The organism is Aminobacter niigataensis, assembly GCF_946995915.1.
GTDB lineage: Bacteria > Pseudomonadota > Alphaproteobacteria > Rhizobiales > Rhizobiaceae > Aminobacter > Aminobacter niigataensis.
The window spans coordinates 1,298,188-1,320,751 of record NZ_OX341517.1; the positions used below are offsets into that span (position 1 = coordinate 1,298,188).

General features: G+C 63.9%; 23 protein-coding genes. 12 read left to right on the forward strand and 11 right to left on the reverse strand.

Annotation, left to right across the window (positions count from 1 at the left end; all coding sequences use genetic code 11):
- Positions 1–29: 29 nt before the first annotated feature.
- The gene (locus tag O1Y97_RS06155) at positions 30–623 is read right to left on the reverse strand and encodes a hypothetical protein (RefSeq protein ID WP_318763471.1); all 594 of its coding nucleotides are present in this window, start codon (positions 621–623) and stop codon (positions 30–32) included.
- Between the two features lie 102 nt (positions 624–725).
- Between O1Y97_RS06155 and O1Y97_RS06160 the strand changes: the two genes are divergently transcribed.
- The 3 genes from O1Y97_RS06160 to O1Y97_RS06170 all read left to right on the forward strand — a co-directional run bounded on the left by O1Y97_RS06160 (position 726) and on the right by O1Y97_RS06170 (position 3,685).
- Positions 726–1,475 (forward strand): class I SAM-dependent methyltransferase, encoded by a 750-nt coding sequence (locus tag O1Y97_RS06160; protein WP_318763472.1) that lies wholly within the window; start codon positions 726–728, stop codon positions 1,473–1,475.
- 102 nt (positions 1,476–1,577) lie between these two features.
- Positions 1,578–2,828 (forward strand): flavodoxin-dependent (E)-4-hydroxy-3-methylbut-2-enyl-diphosphate synthase, encoded by a 1,251-nt coding sequence (gene ispG, locus O1Y97_RS06165; RefSeq protein ID WP_183262751.1) that lies wholly within the window; start codon positions 1,578–1,580, stop codon positions 2,826–2,828.
- Between the two features lie 2 nt (positions 2,829–2,830).
- Positions 2,831–3,685 (forward strand): lytic transglycosylase domain-containing protein, encoded by an 855-nt coding sequence (locus tag O1Y97_RS06170; RefSeq protein WP_318763473.1) that lies wholly within the window; start codon positions 2,831–2,833, stop codon positions 3,683–3,685.
- Between the two features lie 7 nt (positions 3,686–3,692).
- On the opposite strand, the gene O1Y97_RS06175 is transcribed toward O1Y97_RS06170, so the two are convergent.
- The 4 genes from O1Y97_RS06175 to O1Y97_RS06190 form a co-directional block, all read right to left on the reverse strand.
- Positions 3,693–4,160: a PTS sugar transporter subunit IIA gene (locus tag O1Y97_RS06175; protein ID WP_318763474.1), complete on the reverse strand. Its 468-nt coding sequence runs from the start codon at positions 4,158–4,160 to the stop codon at positions 3,693–3,695.
- An 11-nt stretch (positions 4,161–4,171) separates the two neighbouring features.
- On the reverse strand, positions 4,172–4,345 hold the full coding sequence (locus tag O1Y97_RS06180; protein WP_318763475.1) for a hypothetical protein: 174 nt from the start codon (positions 4,343–4,345) through the stop codon (positions 4,172–4,174).
- A gap of 158 nt (positions 4,346–4,503) precedes the next feature.
- Positions 4,504–6,834: a response regulator gene (locus O1Y97_RS06185; RefSeq protein ID WP_318763476.1), complete on the reverse strand. Its 2,331-nt coding sequence runs from the start codon at positions 6,832–6,834 to the stop codon at positions 4,504–4,506.
- Positions 6,835–6,951: 117 nt separating this feature from the next.
- The gene (locus tag O1Y97_RS06190) at positions 6,952–7,869 is read right to left on the reverse strand and encodes a polyprenyl synthetase family protein (RefSeq protein ID WP_318763477.1); all 918 of its coding nucleotides are present in this window, start codon (positions 7,867–7,869) and stop codon (positions 6,952–6,954) included.
- 128 nt (positions 7,870–7,997) lie between these two features.
- Here O1Y97_RS06190 and mtgA point away from each other — a divergent pair, with 128 nt between their 5' ends.
- From mtgA to O1Y97_RS06205, 3 genes are all read left to right on the forward strand, one after another.
- Complete coding sequence (mtgA, locus tag O1Y97_RS06195; protein ID WP_318763478.1) at positions 7,998–8,708, forward strand: monofunctional biosynthetic peptidoglycan transglycosylase; 711 nt, start codon at positions 7,998–8,000, stop codon at positions 8,706–8,708.
- Positions 8,709–8,863: 155 nt separating this feature from the next.
- Positions 8,864–9,046: a 50S ribosomal protein L32 gene (rpmF, locus tag O1Y97_RS06200; RefSeq protein ID WP_008834724.1), complete on the forward strand. Its 183-nt coding sequence runs from the start codon at positions 8,864–8,866 to the stop codon at positions 9,044–9,046.
- 168 nt (positions 9,047–9,214) lie between these two features.
- Positions 9,215–9,628: a hypothetical protein gene (locus tag O1Y97_RS06205; protein ID WP_318763479.1), complete on the forward strand. Its 414-nt coding sequence runs from the start codon at positions 9,215–9,217 to the stop codon at positions 9,626–9,628.
- Between the two features lie 32 nt (positions 9,629–9,660).
- Here O1Y97_RS06205 and O1Y97_RS06210 read toward each other — a convergent pair whose 3' ends face one another.
- Together O1Y97_RS06210 and phaR are read right to left on the reverse strand one after the other, a co-directional pair.
- Positions 9,661–10,089: a GlcG/HbpS family heme-binding protein gene (locus tag O1Y97_RS06210; RefSeq protein ID WP_318763480.1), complete on the reverse strand. Its 429-nt coding sequence runs from the start codon at positions 10,087–10,089 to the stop codon at positions 9,661–9,663.
- Between the two features lie 323 nt (positions 10,090–10,412).
- Positions 10,413–11,015: a polyhydroxyalkanoate synthesis repressor PhaR gene (gene phaR, locus O1Y97_RS06215; RefSeq protein WP_183262744.1), complete on the reverse strand. Its 603-nt coding sequence runs from the start codon at positions 11,013–11,015 to the stop codon at positions 10,413–10,415.
- Positions 11,016–11,311: 296 nt separating this feature from the next.
- Between phaR and O1Y97_RS06220 the strand changes: the two genes are divergently transcribed.
- Positions 11,312–12,496 (forward strand): acetyl-CoA C-acetyltransferase, encoded by a 1,185-nt coding sequence (locus tag O1Y97_RS06220; protein ID WP_318763481.1) that lies wholly within the window; start codon positions 11,312–11,314, stop codon positions 12,494–12,496.
- A 97-nt stretch (positions 12,497–12,593) separates the two neighbouring features.
- Positions 12,594–13,316, forward strand: coding sequence for a beta-ketoacyl-ACP reductase (gene phbB, locus O1Y97_RS06225; RefSeq protein WP_108606489.1), 723 nt, complete (start codon positions 12,594–12,596; stop codon positions 13,314–13,316).
- 70 nt (positions 13,317–13,386) lie between these two features.
- Here the strand turns inward: phbB and aqpZ are convergent, their stop codons facing one another.
- Positions 13,387–14,076, reverse strand: coding sequence for an aquaporin Z (gene aqpZ, locus O1Y97_RS06230; RefSeq protein WP_108606490.1), 690 nt, complete (start codon positions 14,074–14,076; stop codon positions 13,387–13,389).
- Positions 14,077–14,818: 742 nt separating this feature from the next.
- Here aqpZ and O1Y97_RS06235 point away from each other — a divergent pair.
- The 4 genes from O1Y97_RS06235 (at position 14,819) to O1Y97_RS06250 (ending at position 19,904) form a co-directional block, all read left to right on the forward strand.
- Entirely contained in the window at positions 14,819–18,088 is a 3,270-nt protein-coding gene (locus tag O1Y97_RS06235) for a helicase-related protein (protein WP_318763482.1), read from the forward strand.
- A gap of 5 nt (positions 18,089–18,093) precedes the next feature.
- A complete protein-coding gene (locus tag O1Y97_RS06240; protein WP_108606492.1) occupies positions 18,094–18,477 on the forward strand; it encodes an RNA-binding S4 domain-containing protein in 384 nt (127 codons plus the stop codon).
- Positions 18,478–18,624: 147 nt separating this feature from the next.
- A complete protein-coding gene (gene fdxA, locus O1Y97_RS06245; RefSeq protein WP_055974648.1) occupies positions 18,625–18,963 on the forward strand; it encodes a ferredoxin FdxA in 339 nt (112 codons plus the stop codon).
- 356 nt (positions 18,964–19,319) lie between these two features.
- Complete coding sequence (locus O1Y97_RS06250; RefSeq protein ID WP_055974645.1) at positions 19,320–19,904, forward strand: CarD family transcriptional regulator; 585 nt, start codon at positions 19,320–19,322, stop codon at positions 19,902–19,904.
- Between the two features lie 74 nt (positions 19,905–19,978).
- Here the strand turns inward: O1Y97_RS06250 and O1Y97_RS06255 are convergent, their stop codons facing one another.
- The 3 genes from O1Y97_RS06255 to O1Y97_RS06265 all read right to left on the reverse strand — a co-directional run bounded on the left by O1Y97_RS06255 (position 19,979) and on the right by O1Y97_RS06265 (position 22,337).
- Complete coding sequence (locus O1Y97_RS06255; protein WP_318763483.1) at positions 19,979–20,752, reverse strand: amino acid ABC transporter ATP-binding protein; 774 nt, start codon at positions 20,750–20,752, stop codon at positions 19,979–19,981.
- Positions 20,749–21,429, reverse strand: coding sequence for an amino acid ABC transporter permease (locus O1Y97_RS06260; RefSeq protein WP_318763484.1), 681 nt, complete (start codon positions 21,427–21,429; stop codon positions 20,749–20,751). Before O1Y97_RS06260 ends, O1Y97_RS06255 begins: the two co-directional genes overlap by 4 nt.
- A 134-nt stretch (positions 21,430–21,563) precedes the next feature.
- On the reverse strand, positions 21,564–22,337 hold the full coding sequence (locus O1Y97_RS06265) for an amino acid ABC transporter substrate-binding protein (RefSeq protein ID WP_108606495.1): 774 nt from the start codon (positions 22,335–22,337) through the stop codon (positions 21,564–21,566).
- Positions 22,338–22,564 lie beyond the last annotated feature (227 nt).

The following is a 22,564-nucleotide window of genomic DNA, read 5'->3' on the forward strand; positions in this document are numbered from 1 at the left end:
AAATTGCGGGGCGAGCAGCCCGTTGAACCCTACCAGTCGTCGTAGGCCGGGCACTTGGCTTGAGGCATTTTCGACAACAGGAAACGCTTGTCGTCCGCGCCCGGCGTCAGCTCGAACGCATTGGCTTCGTCCTCGCCGCAATCGAGCGTCATGCGCAGCCGCCCGAGCGCCTCGAGATCGACGAGCACCTTGTCGGCGCCGTTTCGTTTGACGATCACGCCGCCGCCGTCGCAGTCGACGCCGCAAAAGATAGACTTGCCGTCGTCCGCCACGCTGCACTCGCCCATGGCGGTCAGCGGCTTGCCTTGTTGAGCATCGCGCAGCCTGGCCAGGATCTGGAAATAGTAGTTGCGCTGGCCCTTGGGCGCGAACTCGTCCGGATCGTGGATGTAGTAGGCGATGCGGAACTGCATTTCCGTCACCTGCTGCTTCGGGTGGTTCTTCAGATGCGCGGCATCGTAGGCGCGGCCGAAGCAGGCGCGTGCCCCTGCCTGCGGCGGAATGAAATTGGCAAGTTCGCCTTCCTTGCCGGGCTCGATGGCCTGGGCAAAAGCCTGTCCGGCGACAAACAGGCCGAACGCAAGGGCGAGCGACAGTGCGGGTCCGCGAAGCATCATCGGCATGGCATCCCCCCATGGAATGACCCCATCATAGCCCAATCGCCGTTGCTGTTAAGCGGGTCGGCGAGGTGGAGCAGATCTCGTTCGTTGACAAGGACAGTGCGGTTGGCCACTCATCGCGCCATGACCGACCAGAGCTATAGCGACCTGCGCCTTGCCTCCGTCTATGACGCCCTCAATCCTGCCGGCAGGGACACGGATTTCTATCTCGATGTCGCTGGCGACAGTCCCAGGACGATCCTCGACATGGGCTGCGGCACCGGCCCGCTCGCTGTCGAATTTGCCCGCCGCGGCCACAGGGTAACAGGTGCCGATCCGGCCGCCGGCATGATGGCCATCGCCCGCGCAAGGCCTGGAGGCGATGTGGTTGCGTGGATCGAAAGCGACGCGGCCGGACTTGCGACGGACACACGCTTCGACCTGATCGTCATGACCGGCCACGTGTTTCAGGTGTTCCTCACCGATGAAGCCATCGCCGCGACGCTGGCCAATCTGCGCCGTCATCTCGCGCCGAACGGCCGACTGGTCTTCGAGACGCGCAATCCGGCAGTGCGCGAATGGGAAGAATGGACGGCTGCAGACACGTCCACGCGTGTGGAGGTGGATGGTGTCGGCCCGGTCGATGTCCACTACGACGTGACCTCGGTCGAAGGCCAGTTCGTTCGCTTCGAGACGCATTTCGGATTTGCCGATGGCGACAAGGTTGTGTCGCCGAGCGAGCTGCGCTTCATCGAGCATGACCAACTGGCAGAAGCGCTCGCCCGGGCCGGTTTCGCCGAGGTCGAATGGTATGGCGACTGGGATCGTTCGCCCGCAGGTCCTGACAGCCCTGAAATCATCGTGATTGCGGGCTAGTGACGGGCCGCCCTTGGCGGGCGCGACCTCCTGCGATATTGACATCGCAACCAGTGCGCGCCACCTCAGGCGCTGATGTCTCGAGCTTAAGAAGGCCGTCCGATGACTGGCTACTTTTCTTCTCCCTTTCCCCGCCGCCAATCGGTCGGCGTCAGCGTCGGCGGCGTGATCGTCGGTGGCGAGGCGCCGGTCGTCGTGCAGTCGATGACCAACACCGACACCGCCGACATCGACAAGACGGTGGCCCAGGTGGCGGCGCTGCATCGGGCCGGCTCGGAGATCGTGCGCATCACGGTCGACCGCGACGAGAGCGCTGCCGCCGTCCCGCATATCCGCGACCGGCTGGCCCGCCTCGGCATCGACGTGCCGCTGGTCGGCGACTTCCACTATATCGGCCACAAGCTGCTGGCCGACCATCCGGCCTGCGCAGAGGCGCTGGCGAAATACCGTATCAATCCGGGCAATGTCGGCTTCAAGGACAAGAAGGACAAGCAGTTCGCCGACATCGTCGAGATGGCGATCCGCCACGACAAGCCGGTCCGCATCGGCGTCAACTGGGGTTCGCTCGACCAGGACCTTTTGACCAGGCTGATGGACGAGAACCAGGAGAAGGGTTCGCCGCTCACCGCCAACCAGGTGATGCGCGAGGCGATCGTGCAGTCGGCGCTGATCTCGGCCGACCTTGCCGAGGAGATCGGACTTTCGCGCGACAAGATCATCCTGTCGGCCAAGGTCAGCCAGGTGCAGGATCTGATCGCCGTCTACACCATGCTTGCCGCCCGCTCCGACCACGCGCTGCATCTCGGCCTGACCGAGGCCGGCATGGGCTCCAAGGGCATCGTTGCCTCGTCGGCGGCCATGGGCATCCTTCTGCAGCAGGGCATCGGCGACACCATCCGCATCTCGCTGACACCGGAGCCGAATGGCGATCGCACCCGCGAGGTGCAGGTGTCGCAGGAACTGCTCCAGACCATGGGCTTCCGCCAGTTCGTGCCGATCGTCGCGGCCTGCCCGGGCTGCGGCCGCACCACCTCGACGGTGTTCCAGGAGCTGGCCCAGACCATCCAGGAAGACCTGCGCAAGAACATGCCGGTCTGGCGCGAGAAATATCCCGGCGTCGAGGAGCTCAAGGTCGCGGTGATGGGCTGCATCGTCAACGGGCCGGGCGAATCCAAGCACGCCGACATCGGCATCTCGCTGCCCGGTACCGGCGAAACGCCGTCCGCGCCCGTCTTCATCGACGGCAAGAAGGCCGCCACCCTGCGTGGCCCCGCCATCGCCGCCGATTTCGAGAAGATGGTTGCCGACTATATTGAGCGGCGCTTCGGCGGCGGCAGGGCGGCGGCCGAATAAAGATGCGCAGCCTGGCGGGGACAGCGCTGGCTTTCCTCGTCACCCTGGCCCTGTGTGTGCCATCGCTTGCCGATCCGCCGCGCCCGCGCAAGAAGGATCATGTCGCCCGCGTCTGCGACCTGATCGACACCCACGCCAGGCGCTATGGCCTGCCCAGCGAGTTCTTCGCCCGGCTGATCTGGAAGGAAAGCCGCTTCGACCCGAACGCGGTCAGCCCGGCGGGCGCCGAAGGCATAGCCCAGTTCATGCCCGGTACCGCTCGCATGCGCGGCCTCGCCAATCCCTTCGACATGGATCAGGCGATCCCCGCCTCGGCGCGCTATCTCGGCGAACTCAGATCGGGCTTCGGCAATCTCGGACTGGCGGCCGCGGCCTATAATGCCGGCGAAAACCGCGTCGCACGCTGGCTGTCGTCGGGTGGCTTCCTGCCGCTCGAAACAGAGGACTACGTGCTCGACATCATGGGCGAGCCGGCCGACAACTTTTCCGACAAGAGCTATGCCGGCACCAACCGGCCGCTCGATCCGAAGATGGCGTTCATCGTCGCCTGCCGCAATTTGCCGGTCATCATGTCGTCGACGGTCGCCATGGCGAGCGTGCATGTGAAGCCCTGGGGCATCCAGGTCGCGGGTAATTTCCGCCGCTCGGCGGCCATCAAGCAATGGCAGCGCCTCGAAAGGCGCTTCCCGGCGCTGCTTTCATCGCATGACCCGGTCGTCAGCCGGGTGCGGACGCCGATCGGCCGCCGCGGCATCTATGCCGTTCGCATCGGCGCCGACGATCGCGGCGAGGCTGCGGTCGTCTGCCAGAAGCTGCGCAGCGTCGGCGGTTCCTGCCTCGTCGTCAGGAACCGCTGAAGCCCCTTCAGGCGGCCGATGGCGTTCGCTCGGCGGCGAGCAGACGACGATAGACGATTGCGGCATCGTTTTCCTGGCGCAGTTTTGCCACCAGACCGGGCTCGCGCAGCGTCCGGGCGATCCTGGACAGCAGATTGAGATATTCACGCGGCGCGGCTTCCGGCAAAAGCAAGAGCACGACGATATCGACATCCTGGTCATCGATGGCCTCGAAAGAGCAGGGCGTTGCCAGCCGCACGAACGCGCCGAACGGTCTCTGCAGGCCGCTCAGCTTTGCGTGCGGGATGGCAATGCCTTGTCCCAGCCCGGTGGAGCCGAGCTTTTCGCGTGATCCCAGCGCCGCCGTGATTTCGGCGGCGCTGGCGCCGGTGCGCGCTGCGGCGTGCCGTGCCATTTCCTTGAGAAGCCTCGTCTTGCCTTCGGCCTGGAAGCCAAGGATGACGTCGTCGGGCTGCAGGACGTCGGAGATGTTCATGGCCGGTGCCGTCAGCTGGAAAGCATGGCGGCAAGCGCCAGGCTGCCGAGCAGCACGCCGGTGACGAAGAACAGGCGGGTGAACATGAAGGGTTCGGTCTGGCCGGTGACGGGCTTGGCCTGCTGCCCGACCTTGTCAGCGATTTCGGAGCTGACGAACCGGTCCGGAATGTGGGTGCGAAGCATCTCGGTCTTCCTTGTTGCTTGCCGGATCGGCAGGAATTGCTGCCGTCCGGCACGCTCAGGAAGCTAGAAGCAGCGACATCAGGATTCGAGAGAGGCGAACGCCCCAAGAAATAGGAAAGTCATAAGGCGCGGGATCCCGCGCCGATCGATCTCGCTCGTCAGGCCGACCGCACCAGCTCGGCGCTCTCGCTCAGCCAGGTGCCGATCTTGGCGCCGAGCTTGTCCGGCGACACCGGCTTGGGCAGGTAATCGTCCATGCCGGCGTCGAGGCATTTCTCGCGGTCGCCCTTCAGTGCATGGGCGGTCACGCCGATGATCGGCGTGCGGCTGCCATTGGCCGCTTCCTCGGCGCGGATGGCGCGTGTCGCCTCGTAGCCGTTCAACTCGGGCATCGAGACATCCATCAGGATCAGCTTCGGCTTGAAGGTGCGGTACATCTCGACTGCGGTGCGGCCGTTGCCGGCGATGCGGTGGCTGAGGCCCAGCCCGGAGAGGATCTGGCCGAAGACCAGCTGGTTGACCTCGTTGTCCTCGGCCACCAGCACGTCGAGCCCACCGCTTTGCAGCGGCGTCGGCTCGGGCTGGGCGAGCGGCGCCGGCGCCGGGCCACGGATGACGGTGAAAGCGGGCGGGGCCTGGCGGACCGGCTCGCGCACGAACTCGGTGCGGCCCGCCTGCGAACGCGCCTTCTGAACCGCCGCGATTACCGTGCCGAGCAACACGGCGGAGCGCGCCGGCTTGGTCAAATGCGCGGCGATGCCGAAATCGAGCACCATGCGGCCGAAATCGACCTGGTCGACCGAAGTCAGGAGCACCACGGGTATGGAGGCCGTGCGGCTGTCGGCGGCGATAGCCTTGGCGACGTCGGCGCCGTTCATGCCCGGCATCTGGTAATCGAGGATGACGCAGTCGACGCTGGCGCCGAGCTGGGCGGCGCGGTCGAGGAAGGCGAGGCCGATGGCACCGCTTTCGGCGGCGGCGCAGTCGAAGCCCCAGCTCTTCAGCTGTTCGAGCAGGATCTCGCGGTTGACCGGGTTGTCGTCGATAACCAGCACGCGCGCGCCGGTGACATCGACCGGCACCGCGCTGCTCGCCTGCTGCGCCTCGTACAGCGGCAGCAAGGCGGTGAACCAGAACACCGAGCCCTTGCCGAGCTCGCTTTCCACGCCGATATGGCCGCTCATCAGGTCAACGAGGCGGGCGGCGATGGCAAGGCCGAGGCCAGTGCCCTCGTGGCGGCGGGTCGAGCTGCCGTCGACCTGGGCGAACTTCTCGAACACGCTCTGCAGCTTGTCTGCGGGAATGCCGATGCCTGTGTCCTCGACGCGCACCTTCAGCGCCACCGTATCGCCGACCAGTTCGCCCGAGACGTCGACCAGGACATGACCGCGCTCGGTGAATTTCACGGCGTTGCCGACCATGTTGGTGATGATCTGGCGGAAACGTCCGACATCGCCCATCACATGGGTCGGCAGGCGCGGGTCGATGCGGACGATGAGTTCCAGGTTCTTTTCGGCGACACGCGCAGAGATCAGCGTGGCGACGTCCTCGACCGCCTCGCCGAGATGGAACGGGGCGGGGTCGAGCGTCAGCTGGCCGGCGTTGATCTTGGAGAAGTCGAGCACGTCGTTGATGATGGTGAGCAACGCATTGCCCGACTTGACGATGACATCGGTAAAGGTCTTCTGGCGCGGGGTCAGGTCGGTGCGGGCCAGCAGCTCCGCCATGCCGAGTACGCCGTTCATCGGCGTGCGGATCTCGTGGCTCATATTGGCGAGGAATTCCGACTTGGCGCGGTCGGCGGCCTCCGCCTTGGACAGCGACTCGGCACTCTCGGTAAACGCCTTGCGGATGGCGTGCTCCATCGGTCGGAAGACCCAAACCGCGACACCGCCGATGACCAGCACCAGCAGGGCTGCCGCCGCCATCAGCAGCCTGTCGCTACGGGCCTCGGCAAAGCGGCGCTCTTTTTCCATGGCCGCACTGGCGCGCAACAGCATGGGTTGGGCGAACAGGTCGTTTTGGTTGCGGATCTCGCGATAGCTCCATTCGTCCGGGCTCTGGGTCGTGGCCAGGGCACCGAGATTGCGGGCGATATCGCGCGCAGACCAGAACAGGTCGCCGTTGACCGAGGCGCTGTCTATCTCGCGCAACGAGCTTTGCGCCAGCTGGGGCCGTACCGAGTTGATGGCGCCGGTCAGGTTGTCGATGCCGGCTTCGAGCCGTGCCGCATGGTTGCGCCCGGCAGCCATCAAGGCATCGCGGGTTTCGGGGCGCCAGGCGGTGGTCGTCGTCTCGGCGAAGTTGGTGGCGTTGCGCAGGTCGCGGGTGAACGACAGGAGCTCGCTGGCGATGGCATCGACATCGCGGCGGTAGGCGTTGCCTTGGCTGAAGGCCATCATCACGGCCATCGAGGTAAGCGCGAAGATCAGCAGACCCGAAAGGTATCTGATCCGTATCGAACGGATGAACGACGAGTGCTCCGGCATGCGCAACCCCAACACATACGCACAATTTTACAGAGCCGGAATAGACACCATTAACATTAAGAGTTTCTGACCCGCTAAACTGGTCGCCAAAGTAGTGCCTGAAGATCCGCTCCCGGATCAGCTGTTGCGTTCGGCGATGAAACTTGCGGCCGCCTTGAGCATGATTGCGCGCTCGCCATAGGGTTCAAGCAGGGCATGGGCCTGGCTGACCAGTCCGGACAGCTGCGACCGGGCCCAGTCGGCACCGTGCAGCGAAACCAGCGTCGCCTTGCCGGCGGCGGCATCCTTGCCGGTTGCCTTGCCCATGGTTTCTGCATCGGCAGTGAGGTCGAGCAGATCGTCGGCGAGTTGGAAGGCAAGGCCGATCGCCGAGCCGAACTCGGCCAGCCTTTCGCGGTCCGCCGTGGAGGCGCCGCCAATAATGGCACCGGCCTCGCAGGCGAAGCGGATCAGCGCGCCGGTCTTCATTGCCTGCAGGCGAATGATGCCGGCCTCGTCGGGCTTGTTGCGTTCGGCGTCGAGGTCGAGGGCCTGGCCGCCGACCATGCCGCCGGGACCCGCAGCACGGGCCAGGGCCAGCACCAGCGCCGCCCGCCATTCCGCCGGCAGCGGCGTGGTCTCGTCGGCGATGATGTCGAAGGCGTGGGTCAAGAGGCCGTCACCGGCCAGGATCGCGGTCGCCTCGTCGAAGGCCTTGTGCACGGTGGGCTGGCCGCGACGCAGGTCGTCGTCGTCCATCGCCGGCAGGTCGTCATGGATCAGCGAATAGCAGTGCACGCATTCGAGCGCCGTGGCGACACGAAGGGCTGCGTCGCCGTCGGCGTCGAACAGCGCAGCACTTTCCAGCACCAGGAATGGCCGCAGCCGCTTGCCACCGTTGAGCGCGCCGTGGCGCATGGCGGCCATCAGGTGGGCGGGCCGTACAATCTCGCCGGGCAGGATGCGGTCGTCGAGCAAAAGCCGGAGCTCGGTCTCGACGGTGTCGGCGCGCATGCGAAGGGCGGTTTCGAACAGGATATGGCTGTCGTTCGTCATGGCGGCGAGCGGTAGCCGACAGTCAGACGTTGCGCAAGAAGCCAAGCGCCTTTATGCCGAGAGGTTGAGAGGCAAGGGCGGACGGGTTGGCGGAACCGATCATAGAGCCGGAAACCGAAAGGCTGGACATGGCAGCTGCACGACGCGGGATGTTCTCGCGTGGGGGTCTGCGCCGCTGGGTGCGGCTCGGCGTGCCGACTGTCGCCATCATGGCCGCGCTGCCGGTCGTGCTGACCGTCCTTTACATACCGCCCGTCGTTCGCCCGATCTCGACCTTGATGATCAAGGACCTCGTCACCCTGCAGGGCTATGACCGGCAATGGGTGGCGCTCGACGACATCGCGCCAGTGCTGGCGCATTCGGTCATCATGTCGGAGGACGGGCAGTTCTGCACCCATCGCGGCGTCGACCTGGGCGAACTCAAGGGCGTCATCAGCGATGCCCTGGACGGCGAGGCGACCCGCGGCGCTTCGACCATTCCGATGCAGACTGTTAAGAACCTGTTCCTCTGGAACGGCCGCTCCTTCCTGCGCAAGGTGGTCGAGCTGCCGCTGGCGATCTATTTCGATGCCCTGGTGCCGAAGCGCCGCATCATGGAAATCTATCTCAACATCGCCGAATGGGGCCCCAACATCTACGGCATCGAGGCCGCCTCGCAGCATTATTTCGGCAAGCCGGCGAGCCAGCTTTCCCGCCGCCAGGCGGCGCTGCTTGCCGTGACATTGCCCAATCCGGCGGCACGCAACCCGGCCAAGGCCGGCCCGGGCCTGAGGCGCCTTGCGACGGTCATCGAGCGCCGGGCCGGCAAGGCCGGTGCCTATGTCCAGTGCCTGAACTAGGAAGACGCTGGCCGCGACCGAAAAAAGAGTCGCTTCGGGCTGGTCAAGTTCCGTCTCGCCGTGTATAGGCTCGCCAACTTTCTCAGTTTCCGGCCCTTGCGCGGCCCTTTCACGAGGGCGGACAGGGTCATTTGACCGATTGGTGGAGTATATCCATGGCTGTTCCGAAACGAAAAACCTCCCCGTCCAAGCGCGGCATGCGCCGCTCGGCCGACGCGCTCAAGGCCCCGACCTATGTCGAGGACAAGAATTCCGGCGAGATGCGCCGTCCGCATCACATCGACCTGAAGACCGGCATGTATCGCGGTCGCCAGGTTCTGACGCCGAAGGAAAGCTGAGACAGCTTTTCCAAGGAAAGCTGATTGGCTTTTCCTTAGCACGCCTATCAAGAAAGGACCGGCTCAAGCCGGTCCTTTCTTTTTGCGTGTCCGGATGGTGCTGAAATCTCTTGACGCCAAGGCGGCTGGGGATTCTAGAAGGCGCCAGCGCAACGCGGAGACCGGTCCATGCTCGCGGGCATTCCCCTACTGATCATCCCCTTCATTCTCTACAATGCCGGCGTGGCCGGCCTGTTCGGCAGCGGCCCCGGCGGCAACCCCTGGGCGACCGAGATTCTCACGCTGGGAATGATGTCGGGCGGCAGTTTCGCGCTCACTCTCGGCGACCTGCTGATCGTGGTGGCGCTGCTGCTTTTCTTCGTCGAGATCGTCAAGGCGACCCGCACGGGCAGCGCCTCGGTCGTCGATCACCTGCTCTCGACCTTTGTCTTCGTTGCGTTCCTGGTCGAGTTCCTGCTGGTGCGCGGCGCCACCAGCTCGGTCTTCTTCATATTGATGGTGATCGCGCTGCTCGACGTGCTGGCCGGCTTCTCGGTGTCGATCCGCTCGGCTAACCGGGACGTTACGTTCGGACGCGAGTAGGAGCGCGTCCCCCAAGGGAACGCGCTCGCCGTTCAGACCTTGGCGACGAAGCCTGCCGATTCGATGCCGGCCATCGCGGCCAGTTCGTCATTGTCCGACGTGTCGCCGGAGATGCCGACTGCGCCGAGCACGGCGCCATCCTTGTTGCGGATGAGCACGCCGCCCGGAACCGGCACGATCTTGCCGCCGGAAACCGCTGAAAGCCCCTGGAAGAAATGCGGCCGTTCGACCGCGGCAACTCCGAGTGCACGCGAGCTTGAGCCTACGGCGAGCGCGCCATAGGCCTTGCCCGAAGCGACTTCGGCGCGGATGAACGGCGAGCCGTCCTGGCGCTGGAAGGCGAGCAGGTGGCCGCCGGCGTCGAGCACGGCGATGCCGAGCGGCTTGAAGTTGCTCTTGCCGCCCAGCTCGAGCGCGGTGGCGATGATGGCGTTGGCCTTGGCCAGCGTCAGTTCTGTCATGGTTGGTCCTCCGATTGATGGCTGCCTAGCAAACACGCTTGGGCGGCCGAGCAAAACCCTGCGTCAGGTTGAAAATCTCTCGCCCAAAGGGTAGGGACCCGCGCGTTGGCGATGCGATGCCGATGGCATTCGCTGCGGTCTTCAGAATTCAGCTTGGAGATTTTGTCGGCCCTTGGCCAAGAGTGCCCTTGCCGGACCTGACTGGCTGCAGCAGTCCCGCTGGTCGCACCTTCACATCGGCCCCGGTCTTCGCTATCGCTCCGGGCGCTCGACGCTCGGAAAGCCAAGCAATTGGCTTTCCGCAGCCTTTGGTCGACCGTGTCTCACCCCATCGAGTCGATCTTCCGCTGCATCGCAGCAAGCTGTTCCTTGAGTTCCTTCAACTCGTCCGGCTTTTCAGGCGCGTCTTTCCTGGCCGGTTCGGCGGGTGCTGTGCCTGTGCCGGGCGCCGGGAAGGGGGTGAACATGCGCATCGCGTTCTGGAACAGTTCCATGTTGCGGCGCGTCTGTTCCTCGAGCGCCTTCATCGGCGTCGCGCCCTTGATCATGTCGGTCGGCGCCTTGCCGAAGGCCGACTTCATCTGCTCGCGGAAACGCTCCTGCTCCTTGGAGAAGGCAAGCATCGACTGTTCGAGGAAGCTCGGCACCACCATCTGCATCTGGTCGCCGTAGAAGGAGATCAACTGCCGCAGGAACGGGATCGGCAGCATGTTCTGGCCGTCCTTGTTCTCCAGTTCGAAGATGATCTGCGTCAGCACCGGATGGGTGATGTCTTCGCCGGTCTTGGCATCCTGTACGGTGAATTCTTCACCTTTCTTGACCATCTCGGCCAAGTCTTCGAGCGTCACATAAGTACTCGTGCCGGTATTGTAGAGCCGACGGTTGGCGTATTTCTTGATGACGATCGGCGTGTCTTTAGCAGGCATCAGCATCCTCCCCCGGAAGACCGGTATGCCATGTAAGCAGCCGGTAACATTTCGCCGGAAAGCAGGATAAGCGCAAAGCAACCGCAAATCCAAGCGGTTTGTGCACTGCAAGAAGGCAAGGCGGGTCAACGCCGGCAAAAAAATGCTGCGCAGCATTTGCTGCAGTGCGGCCGCAGCATCGGCATTCCAGCGATTTTCCGGTTTGACTCGGGTCCTGGAACGGGCAAGAAAAGTCATGAGCGCCAACGTCCTCGACGCGCAACAAACCATTCGTCTCACGAAGTCTGGAGAGAAACATGTCCGCCTCGTCCTCCATCGTCGTCGCCAGCGCCGCCCGCACGCCGGTAGGCTCGTTCAACGGCGCCTTCGCCAACACGCCGGCACACGAACTGGGCGCCATCGCCGTCAGGGAAGTACTGGCCCGCGCCGGTGTCGATCCCAAGGAAGTCGACGAGGTCATCCTTGGCCAGATCCTCGCCGCTGGCGCCGGCCAGAACCCGGCCCGCCAGGCCGCGATGGCCGCGGGCGTGCCGCAGGAAGCGACAGCCTGGGGTCTCAATCAGCTTTGCGGCTCGGGCCTGCGCACCATCGCCATCGGCATGCAGCAGATCGCCACGGGCGACGCCAAGATCATCGTCGCCGGCGGCCAGGAATCGATGTCCATGGCGCCGCACTGCCAGCATCTGCGCGGCGGGGTGAAGATGGGTGACTTCAAGATGATCGACACGATGATCAAGGATGGCCTGACCGACGCCTTCTACGGCTACCACATGGGCAACACCGCCGAGAACGTTGCCCACCAGTGGCAGTTGACGCGCGACGAGCAGGACCAGTTCGCCGTCGCCTCGCAGAACAAGGCCGAGGCCGCGCAGAAGGCCGGCCGTTTTGCCGACGAGATCGTTCCCGTCACGATCAAGGGCAAGAAGGGCGACACCATCGTCGACCAGGACGAATATATCCGCCATGGCGCGACGCTCGATTCACTGGCCAAGCTGCGGCCGGCCTTCGACAAGGAAGGCACCGTCACAGCCGGAAACGCTTCGGGAATCAATGACGGGGCTGCGGCGGTCGTGTTGATGACCGAAGCCGAAGCCGTGCGCCGCGGCCTCACCCCGCTGGTCCGCATCGTCTCCTGGGCAACCGCCGGCGTCGATCCGCAGATCATGGGCACCGGCCCGATCCCGGCATCGCGCAAGGCGCTCGAAAAGGCCGGCTGGTCGGTCGGCGACCTCGACCTCGTCGAGGCCAACGAGGCGTTCGCGGCGCAGGCCTGCGCGGTCAACAAGGACATGGGCTGGGATCCGGCGATCGTCAACGTCAATGGCGGCGCCATCGCCATCGGCCATCCGGTTGGCGCTTCCGGTGCCCGCGTCTTCAACACGCTGGTCTACGAGATGCGGCGACGCAGCGCCAAGAAGGGTCTCGCGACCCTGTGCATCGGCGGCGGCATGGGCGTCGCGATGTGTGTCGAGGCGATGTAACTCGGAAACAAGAAAAGGGCGGCCAATGTGCCGCCCTTTTTGCCTCTAAAGGTCTGTCGCGAAGGCAGGCCATAAAGCAGCAGAAAAGGGGAAGCGCATGAGCAAGGTTGCACTCGTCACTGGCGGAACCCGCGGCATTGGCGCCGCGATTTCGGTCGCGCTGAAGAACGCAGGCTACAAGGTCGCCGCCAACTATGCCGGCAACGACGAGGCTGCGCAGAAATTCAAGGCCGAGACGGGCATCCCGGTCTACAAATGGTCGGTTGCCGACTACGACGCCTGCGAGGCCGGCATCAAGCAGGTCGAGGCCGATCTCGGTCCGGTCTCGGTGCTGGTCAACAACGCCGGCATCACGCGCGACTCGATGTTCCACAAGATGACGCGCGAGCAGTGGAAAGAGGTCATCGACACCAACCTGAACGGCGCCTTCAACATGACCCATCCGCTGTGGAGTGGTATGCGCGACCGCAAGTTCGGCCGCGTCATCACCATTTCCTCAATCAACGGCCAGAAGGGCCAGGCCGGACAGGCCAACTACTCGGCGTCGAAGGCCGGCGACATCGGCTTCACCAAGGCGCTGGCCCAAGAAGGGGCACGCGCGGGCATCACCGTCAACGTCATCTGTCCGGGCTACATCGCCACCGAAATGGTGATGGCGGTGCCGGAAAAGGTCCGCGAATCGATCATCGCCCAGATCCCGGTCGGCCGGCTTGGCGAACCGGGAGAGATTGCTCGCTGCGTGGTGTTCCTGGCCTCCGAAGAGTCAGGCTTCGTTACCGGCGCGACCCTTTCGGCCAATGGCGGGCAATATTTCGTCTGATAACAGGCAGTCATCTCCATAAAGAAAACGGCGCCGTAAGGCGCCGTTTCCGTTTGGTGCGGTGGTTCGGCTACTTGTCGCCGAACAGCGACTTGTGGGCGATGCCGGCAAGCGCTGCCCCGACGATCGGGGCGACCCAGAACAGCCAGAGCTGTTGCAGGGCGACACCGCCGACGAACAGCGCCGGGCCGGTCGAGCGCGCAGGGTTGACCGAAGTGTTGGTCACCGGAATCGAGATCAGGTGGATGAGCGTCAAGGCGAGGCCGATGGCGATCGGCGCAAAGCCGGCCGGAACGCGTTCGCTGGTCGAGCCGAGGATGATCATCAGGAACATGAAGGTCAGCACGACCTCGATGATCAGCGCCGAGGACAGGCCAAATTTGCCCGGCGAGGCGTCGCCATAGCCGTTGGTGGCAAAGCCGCCGATACCGGCGAAATCGGCCTTGCCGCTGACGATGAGGTACAGCACCGTGGAAGCGGCGACCGCGCCGATCAACTGGGCGATGACGTAGGGGACCAGATCCTTGGCCTCGAAACGCCCGGCCATCATCAGGCCGACCGAGACGGCGGGATTGAAGTGCCCGCCGGAAATGCCGCCGACCGCATAGGCCATGGTCAGCACCGTAAGGCCGAACGCCAACGCAACGCCGGAAAAACCGATACCCAGTTCGGGGAACGCAGCGGCCAGGACAGCGCTGCCGCAGCCGCCGAAGACGAGCCAGAATGTGCCGAGGAATTCGGCGAATAGACGTTTGGACATGATATTCCCTCCAATATCGTGCGCCTGCGTGGTGCGCCGCATTTTCCGGAGGCCCCGCCTGGGCATCCCCCGCCGCGCAGACTCAACGTCGCAATGGAGACATGCTCCGATCCCGGGCACAACGGGTGTGGTTCCCTTAACGTAATGCAATCACAGGTATTTTTGCTGAAGCGCGGGTGTGCCGCCATGGCACGCAAAGGTTAATGCGGCGAACGAGCCGCTGTGGACAGTGCGGTGCATAGGCTGTGGATAATAGGTGGAGAACCCGGCCTGGTACTACATCTAGTGGTGAACAAATCGGGAAAATTGCCTGAACAGTGATTCGTCGCCTGTTCGTTCCGCATTTGGTTCAAATCTTAACTAAATGTCGCAGCAGGCAGCTCCGACCGTTAACTCGCCGGTAGGAAACGTCAACAAATTCATTATTTTGCACGCGGTTGACGCGCAGGTTTCTTCGCTTGGCCGGCAAAGGTTAACGGCGGGCGTGCAGAAGCACGAAACGGGCCACTTTAGAGATTCTGCATGTGGTGCGGCTTGCAAGGGTGTCATCTATATGTTGGGGTGAACAAAACCTGAATCTGCCGGAGTCAGTGATTCGTCGCTGATTCGTTCCAGACTCGTTCCAACTCTTAAATCTGGAACATTCCGCTTTCGCTTCGGCTTGCAAATCCCTATGTGTCCACTCGTCGCGACAGGCGGCGCAACGCCGGGCTGTCCCCGGCGCCGAGGGCGGTTCTCTAGTATGAATGTTCACTCCAGGCCGAACGACCCGCTGATCCTGTCAGGCCGCGATGTGACCGCGGTTCTGGGGCCCACCAATACCGGCAAGACCCATCTCGCCATCGAGCGCATGGTCGCGCACGAAAGCGGCATCATCGGCCTGCCGCTCAGGCTGCTCGCACGCGAAGTTTATGGGCGACTTTGCGAAAAGGTCGGGGCTCACAAGGTGGCGCTGGTCACCGGCGAAGAGAAGATCCTGCCTGCCGGCGCCAGATATTCGGTCTGCACCGTCGAGGCGATGCCGCGACAGACGGATGCCGCCTTCGTCGCCATCGACGAGGTCCAGCTTGCCGGCGACCTCGAGCGCGGCCACATCTTCACCGACCGCATCCTGCATCTGCGCGGCAAGCAAGAGACGCTGCTGCTCGGCGCCGCCACCATGCACGGCATCCTGCAGAAGCTGTTGAAGGGCGTGTCGGTGGTCACCCGTCCGCGGCTGTCGCATCTTGCCTATGCCGGTTCCAAGAAGCTGACGCGGCTGCCGCGCCGTTCGGCCATCGTCGCCTTCTCCGCCGACGAGGTTTACGGCATCGCCGAGCTGATCCGCCGCCAGCAGGGCGGTGCGGCGGTGGTGCTCGGCGCACTCAGCCCGCGCACCCGCAATGCCCAGGTCGAGCTCTACCAGTCCGGCGACGTCGACTACCTGATCGCCACCGATGCCATCGGCATGGGCCTCAATCTCGACGTCGACCATGTTGCCTTCGCCCAGAACCGCAAGTTCGACGGCTACCAGTATCGCCAGTTGACCGCAGCAGAGCTTGGCCAGATCGCCGGCCGTGCCGGCCGTCACCTGCGCGACGGCACCTTCGGCGTCACCGGCCAGGTCGACCCGTTCGAGGAGGACGTAATCGAAAAGATCGAGGGCCATGATTTCGAGCCGGTGAAGGTGCTGCAGTGGCGCACCGCCAACTTCGATTTCACCAGCCTCGACACGCTCAAGCGCTCGATCGACACCGTCGCGCCGGTCGAGGGCCTGACACGTGCGTTGCCGGCAGTCGACGCCCAGGCGCTCGAACATCTCTCGCGCGACGAAAACATCCGATCGCTCGCCACCAACCACGAGCGAGTCGCCCTTTTGTGGGAAACCTGCGCGCTGCCCGACTATCGCAGGATCGCGCCGGCGCAACACGCCGACCTTATCGCCTCGATGTATGACGATCTCGCCCGGCGCGGCCATGTCGACGAAACCTACATGGCCGAGCAGGTGCGTCGCGCCGATTCCATCGAAGGCGACATCGATACGCTTTCGCACCGGATCGCACAGATCCGGACCTGGACATTTGTCTCAAACCGCCCCGGCTGGCTTGCCGATCCGGCACACTGGCAAGAAAAAACGCGCGACATCGAAGACAGATTGTCGGATGCGCTGCATGAGCGGTTGACGAAACGCTTTGTAGACCGCAGGACTTCCGTCCTCATGCGCCGCCTTAGAGAAAACACTATGCTTGAAGCCGAAATCAGCCCGTCCGGAACCGTCCTCGTCGAGGGCCACCATGTCGGCGAACTGCAAGGGTTCCGTTTCACCGCCGACCAGAGCGCGGGCGGAGAAGACGCCAAGGCGGTGCGCACGGCGGCCCAGAAGGCGCTTGCAACCGAATTCGACACACGCGCCGAACGGTTCTCGGCGTCGCCCAATGGCGACATCGCGCTCGGCTCCGATGGTGTGCTGCGCTGGATCGGCGCGCCCATCGGCACGTTGGTCGAAGGCGAGGATGCGCTCAAGCCGCGCATCGTCCTTTTGGCCGATGAGCAACTGACCGGCCCGTCACGCGACAAGGTCGCAGCGCGCGCCGAACGCTTCGTCAATTTCCAGATCGAGTCGCTGCTCAAGCCGCTGGTCGATCTCAAAGCCGCCGAGCAGCTGTCCGGCATCGGTCGTGGCATCGCTTTCCAGCTGGTCGAGAATTTCGGCCTGATCAATCGCCGCGACATCGCCGAGGACGTGAAGTCGCTCGACCAGGAAGGCCGCGCAGCGCTTCGCCGTCTCGGCGTGCGCTTCGGTGCCTATCACGTCTTTGTCCCGGCCTTGATCAAACCGGCGCCTGCCGGTCTGGTGACGCTGCTGTGGGCGCTCAAGAATGACGGCAAGGACAAGCCGGGTTTCGGCGATGTCGTCCATGCGCTCGCCGCTGGCCGTACCTCCGTGGTCATCGACCCGGCCTTCGACAAGACGTTCTACAAGCTCGCCGGCTTCCGAAATCTCGGCCGCCGCGCCGTGCGTGTCGACATCCTCGAGCGTCTCGCCGACCTCATTCGCCCCGCACTCGCCTGGAAGCAGGGCGCCGGCGCCCGTCCGGAAGGCGCCTATGACGGCAGCTCGTTCATCGTCACGCCGCAGATGATGTCGATCCTCGGCGCCACCGGCGACGACATGGAAGAGATCCTCAAGGGCCTCGGCTATCGCGCCGAGCCCAAGCCGGCCGCCGAGGTCAAGGGAAAGCTCGAAACGATCGACACCGCGGCACGTGAAGCAGTGGCCAAGGCGCAGGCAGACAGGGCCGCAGCCGCAGAGGCTGTGGCCAAAAGCGACGAAGTCTCCGTCGAACCCTTCATCGAGACGGCCGAAACCACTGCGCAAGCGGCTTCCGACGGCGCCGAACAGGCGCCCGAGAGCGAGCAGGCCGAACAGGTGCCCGAGGTGGCTGTCGAGCAAGTCGAAGCCATTGCTGAACCTGCGGCCGAGGTTGCCGTTGAGCCGGTGGTCGAAGCCGAGCCTGAAGCAGCGTCCGAGCCGGAAGTGGTAATTGCCGCCGCTGACGCTCCTGTTGACGAAGCACCTCCGGTGGAAGCCGTCGCCGCAGACGCCTCCGAAATCGCGGAAGAGCCCAAGCCGATCCTTCTGTGGCGCCAGGGCCGCTTCGAGCAGCGTCCGCGCCATCGCCAGGATAACCGTCCGCGCGGCGGCCAGCGCGAGCCGCGCGCAGCCGGTGCGCCCGCAGCCCGGCAGGGCGAGGGCAACCGCAATGGTGGGCGCGAGGGTGGCGAAGGCCGCGATGGCGGTCGTCCGCGCTTCGATCGCAAGCCCGGCGGCAAGCCGCAGGGCGAGGGCGGACGTCCGGATAACCGTGGCCGTGGCGAGCGCCCACAGGGCGAAAAGCATGGCGGCGACCGCAGCGGCTTCAAGGGCAAGCCGGCGTTCCAGCAGAAGCCGCGCGAAGAGCGTCCGGTGCGCATCGATCCCGATTCGCCCTTTGCCAAGCTCGCCGCGCTGCGCGACCAGCTCAAGAAGTAGCAGCCTTGGCCGGCGAGGGAAGACAGCGCATCGACAAGTGGCTGTTCTTCTCGCGCGCGGTCAAATCGCGTTCGCTTGGCGCCAAGCTGGCGCAATCAGGCGGCGTCAGGTGCAACGGCCAGAAGCTTGGCCAAGCCTCCGACATGGTCAAGTCGGGCGATGTGCTGACGATCACGCTCGACCGACGCATCCTGGTCTATAAGGTTCTGCTTCCTGGCGAGCGGCGCGGGCCCGCCGAAGAGGCTCGCAAGCTCTATGAGGACATTTCGCCGGTTCCGACACCGAAGGACCAGGCGCCGCCCGATGCCCGGCCGCCATTGCGCGAAGCCGGAAGCGGACGTCCGACCAAGAAGGAACGGCGAGCCACAGACCGGCTGCGCAGCGAGTGACGCAAGGCCGTTGAAGGCTCTGCCGTCAAGATGAGAATTGCGTTCCGCCAAGCGGCTTCTGCGCGGAATGACCGCCCTTGCAAGACCCCTTTAAAGGGGATACCTCACCGAAAGATACGAAATACGGGAAGTCCCGGAGCCTGCCTCATGACCTACGTCGTCACCGACAATTGCATCAAGTGCAAGTACACCGACTGCGTCGAGGTGTGTCCGGTCGACTGTTTCTATGAAGGCGAGAACATGCTCGTCATCCATCCCGACGAGTGCATCGACTGCGGCGTCTGCGAGCCCGAGTGCCCGGCGGATGCGATCAAGCCCGACACCGAGCCAGGGCTCGATAAATGGCTCAAGATCAACACCGAATACGCCAGTAAGTGGCCGAACCTGACCGTCAAGAAGGACGAACTGCCCGAAGCCAAGGAATTCGACGGCGTCGAAGGCAAGTTCGAACAGTATTTCTCCGAGGCGCCCGGCGAAGGCAACTGAAAGCCGCCATACTAGCTCATTGCATCAAGGCTTTGCGCGTCGCCGGTTGCTCTTGACGCCGTGCGCTCTTCGCGCCTGCAGCAAAACCTTGATTCTTCCGACTTTTTGTGTTAGAGCTAGATCAACATGCCGATGACACAACGTCGATCTATGGCGCGAAGCCTAAATCACTGAAAGGTGACAGCCCCAATTCGGACCAGAGTGATCTGGCCCGGAGGCCGCTGCTTTAGCGGTTTACCGGTCCAAGCTCTTCCCGGTTGGGGGTCGATTGTCGTGCGGCACAAGGTCGCGTTAGCCGACCATCCTCGTTCAGCCGGCCTCGGCGGGCCGGTGTTACAAGAAGGAGTTCAGGGCGTATGGCAACTTCCATCCCGCAGAAGAAATCCGCAGCGCGTCACGGTTTCAAGACCGGCGAGTACATTGTCTACCCGGCGCATGGCGTCGGCCAGATCGTATCCATCGACGAGCAGGAAGTGGCGGGACACAAGCTTGAGCTGTTTGTGATCGATTTCCAGAAGGACAAGATGCGCCTGAAGGTGCCGGTCGCCAAGGCGACCTCGATCGGTATGCGCAAGCTGTCCGAGACCGACTATGTCGAACGTGCTCTGAAGGTCGTGCAGGGCCGTGCCCGCGTCAAGCGCACCATGTGGTCGCGCCGGGCCCAGGAATACGATGCGAAGATCAATTCGGGCGACCTGATCTCGATCTCGGAAGTCGTGCGCGATCTCTACCGTGCCGACAACCAGCCGGAGCAGTCGTATTCTGAGCGCCAGCTCTATGAAGCCGCGCTCGACCGCATGGCGCGCGAACTGGCAGCCGTCAATCGCCTGTCGGAGACCGAAGCCGTTCGCCTGATCGAGGCCAACCTCAACAAGGGTCCGAAGCGTGGCGCCAAGGCCGACAACGAGGAAGCCGACGCCGAGCAGGAAGAAGCAGCCTGATCTGGCATGCTTCTATAGATTACGAAAAACCCGGCCAATGGCCGGGTTTTTTGTTTCAGGCAGGTGTGGCGACGTCAGCCTTCGCCACCCTTGCCGTGGTCGTGCTGATGCGTGATCGTCGCGATGAAGCGCTTGGTACGCTGATGCGTCGGATTGCCGAACACCTCGCTCGCAGGACCCTTCTCGACGACCGTTCCTGCTTCGAGGAACACCACCTCGTGGGCGATCTTCGAGGCCAGGCGCAGGTCGTGGGTCGCGATCACCATGGTCGTACCCTCGCGCGCCAGCTGGCCGAGCACGTCGACCACCTCCTGGGCGAGTTCCGGGTCCAGTGCCGACGTCGGTTCGTCGCTCAGCAGCACCTTCGGTGACGGCGCCAGTGCCCGGGCTATTGCCACGCGCTGCTGCTGGCCGCCGGACAGCGTTGCCGGCCAGGCGTCGACCTTGTGCGCCATGCCGACCTTTTCGAGCAGGGCCAAAGCGCGTTCGCGGGCCTTGGCCTCCGGCCATCTCAACACGGTCACCAGCCCTTCCATCACGTTCTCGATCGCGGTGCGATGCGGGAACAGCTGGAAGTTCTGGAACACCATGCCGGTCTGGCGGCGCAGTTGCTGGATCGCCCTGGTCGGCACCCTGACATCCGGGCGAAACTCGAGCGTGTCGTCGCCGATGCGTACCGTGCCGGAGGTCGGGATCTCCAGCAGGTTGATGCAGCGCAGAAGCGTGCTCTTGCCGCCGCCGGACGGGCCGACGAGGGCGGTGACGCTGCCTTCCCGGATCTCGACCGAGACGCCCTTGAGCACGGTATTGTCGCCGAAGCTCTTGACGATGTTGGAAAGCCCGATCATGTCCGCGCCTCCAGGAAGCCGCCGTAACGGTTGAGCCGCTTCTCCAGCCTGACCTGCAGGGCCGACAGCACCGAACTCATGGCGAGATAGAGCAGGGCTGCCTCGACATAGAGGATCAGCGGCTCGTAGGTGGTGGCGACGATGCGCTGTGCTGCCTGGAACATCTCCGGTACGGTGATGGCGGCTGCCAGCGAGGTGTCCTTGACCAGCGAGATGAAGGTATTGGACAGCGGCGGCACCGCTACGCGCGCCGCCTGCGGCAGGATGGTCCGGCGCATCGCCTGCGACCATGTCATGCCGATCGAATAGGCCGCTTCCCATTGTCCCTTGGCGACCGAACTGATGGCGGCGCGGATGATCTCGGAGGAGTAGGCGCCGACATTGAGCGTGAAACCGATCAGCGCGGCCGGGAAGGCGTCGAGCACGACGCCGATGCTCGGCAGGCCGTAGAAGATCAGGAACAGCTGCACCAGAAGCGGCGTACCGCGGATAATCCAGACATAGAAGCGTACGATCGCCGATAGCCAGGCCGGCCCGAACAGCCGGGCAAGCGCTGCGCCCAGCCCAACCGTCAGGCCGAAAGCGAAAGAGAGAAGCGTCAGCGGTGCGGTGAAAACGAGGGCGGCCCACAACAGGGGGCCGAGCGATTCCAGCATCAATTGCAGCCAGTGTGGCAAGATGAATGCTCCCTCCCCACAACAAACGAGCCCGGAAAATCGCAGATTTTCCGGGCAAGTTTATGGGAAAAATGAGAGGTGGAAAAATCAATGCCCATCGGCTGCCGGCTAGTGCAGCCCGATGGGCAATGCGGTTACTGCGAGACGTCCGTGCCGAAGTAGGTCTCGGAGATCTTCTTGTAGGTGCCGTCGGCCTTGATCTCGGCCAGCGCCTTGTTGATCGCCTCGACCAGCTCCGGTTCGCCCTTGCGCACGATGACGCCGGAGGAGTCGGCCTTTTCTTCCTCGGCGACGATCTTCACGTCTGCGTCGGGCTTGTGCTTCTTGAAGTCGTAGAAGGACAGGCTGTCGTTGATGGTGGCGTCGGCGCGGCCGTTGAGCACCAGCTGGATCGACTGGTCGAAGCCGTCGGTGCCGACGAGTTCGGCGCCGTTGGCTTCGGCAATCTTGCCGAAATTGCTGGTCAGCGACTGGGCCGACTTCTTGCCCTTGAGATCGGCGAAGCCCTTGATGTCCTCGTTCTTGCCGCTGACGATGAGAACGGCCTTGGACGTGATGTAGGGCTCGGAGAAGTCGTACTTGGCCTGGCGCGCCTCGGTGATGCCGACCTGGTTGATGACGGCGTCGTAGCGCTTGGCGTCGATGCCGGCGATCAGGCCGTCCCACTTGCCTTCGAGGAATTCCGCCTTGACGCCGAGGCGCTTGGCGATCTCGCGGCCGATCTCGACGTCGAAACCGACCAGGGCGCCCGAGGCGTCATGATAGGTGAATGGCGCATAGGTGCCTTCGGTGCCGATCTTGAACACGCCGGCAGCCTTGATCTCATTGAGGTTCTCGCCTGCGTGGCTTGCGCCAACGGCTACAATCTGGAGCGTTGCGGCAACGGCCAGCGATTTCAACCAGTTCATTTCATGCGATCCCGATTTTGGGCCGACAACGATGGCCGGCGAAGTTGTGATTGGGTGCAATCTCGCAGATGCCGGTGGTCAAGATAAGGAATGAAATTTCAATTATGTATCATTGTTGGAATCTGAATCTACGCACATGCGCTGTGCCCGGCCCTTGTGGAACATTGTCCGGCATCTTGCGTTAATAGACTTGCGGGGCAGCGTCCGCATTCAAGGTGCGCCCAGCT

What these genes read in the sequence shown, in the direction of transcription:
- phaR (WP_183262744.1), bottom strand. Translation starts at nt 11,015, where the DNA reads ATGCCTGCTAAAGACACGCCGATCGTCATCAAGAAATACGCCAACCGT.
- aqpZ (WP_108606490.1), bottom strand. Translation starts at nt 14,076, where the DNA reads ATGTCCAAACGTCTATTCGCCGAATTCCTCGGCACATTCTGGCTCGTC.
- mtgA (WP_318763478.1), top strand. Translation starts at nt 7,998, where the DNA reads ATGGCAGCTGCACGACGCGGGATGTTCTCGCGTGGGGGTCTGCGCCGC.
- O1Y97_RS06220 (WP_318763481.1), top strand. Translation starts at nt 11,312, where the DNA reads ATGTCCGCCTCGTCCTCCATCGTCGTCGCCAGCGCCGCCCGCACGCCG.
- phbB (WP_108606489.1), top strand. Translation starts at nt 12,594, where the DNA reads ATGAGCAAGGTTGCACTCGTCACTGGCGGAACCCGCGGCATTGGCGCC.
- fdxA (WP_055974648.1), top strand. Translation starts at nt 18,625, where the DNA reads ATGACCTACGTCGTCACCGACAATTGCATCAAGTGCAAGTACACCGAC.
- O1Y97_RS06155 (WP_318763471.1), bottom strand. Translation starts at nt 623, where the DNA reads ATGCCGATGATGCTTCGCGGACCCGCACTGTCGCTCGCCCTTGCGTTC.
- O1Y97_RS06185 (WP_318763476.1), bottom strand. Translation starts at nt 6,834, where the DNA reads ATGCCGGAGCACTCGTCGTTCATCCGTTCGATACGGATCAGATACCTT.
- ispG (WP_183262751.1), top strand. Translation starts at nt 1,578, where the DNA reads ATGACTGGCTACTTTTCTTCTCCCTTTCCCCGCCGCCAATCGGTCGGC.
- O1Y97_RS06190 (WP_318763477.1), bottom strand. Translation starts at nt 7,869, where the DNA reads ATGACGAACGACAGCCATATCCTGTTCGAAACCGCCCTTCGCATGCGC.
- O1Y97_RS06265 (WP_108606495.1), bottom strand. Translation starts at nt 22,337, where the DNA reads ATGAACTGGTTGAAATCGCTGGCCGTTGCCGCAACGCTCCAGATTGTA.
- O1Y97_RS06180 (WP_318763475.1), bottom strand. Translation starts at nt 4,345, where the DNA reads ATGCTTCGCACCCACATTCCGGACCGGTTCGTCAGCTCCGAAATCGCT.
- O1Y97_RS06170 (WP_318763473.1), top strand. Translation starts at nt 2,831, where the DNA reads ATGCGCAGCCTGGCGGGGACAGCGCTGGCTTTCCTCGTCACCCTGGCC.
- O1Y97_RS06235 (WP_318763482.1), top strand. Translation starts at nt 14,819, where the DNA reads ATGAATGTTCACTCCAGGCCGAACGACCCGCTGATCCTGTCAGGCCGC.
- O1Y97_RS06250 (WP_055974645.1), top strand. Translation starts at nt 19,320, where the DNA reads ATGGCAACTTCCATCCCGCAGAAGAAATCCGCAGCGCGTCACGGTTTC.
- O1Y97_RS06255 (WP_318763483.1), bottom strand. Translation starts at nt 20,752, where the DNA reads ATGATCGGGCTTTCCAACATCGTCAAGAGCTTCGGCGACAATACCGTG.
- rpmF (WP_008834724.1), top strand. Translation starts at nt 8,864, where the DNA reads ATGGCTGTTCCGAAACGAAAAACCTCCCCGTCCAAGCGCGGCATGCGC.
- O1Y97_RS06175 (WP_318763474.1), bottom strand. Translation starts at nt 4,160, where the DNA reads ATGAACATCTCCGACGTCCTGCAGCCCGACGACGTCATCCTTGGCTTC.
- O1Y97_RS06205 (WP_318763479.1), top strand. Translation starts at nt 9,215, where the DNA reads ATGCTCGCGGGCATTCCCCTACTGATCATCCCCTTCATTCTCTACAAT.
- O1Y97_RS06210 (WP_318763480.1), bottom strand. Translation starts at nt 10,089, where the DNA reads ATGACAGAACTGACGCTGGCCAAGGCCAACGCCATCATCGCCACCGCG.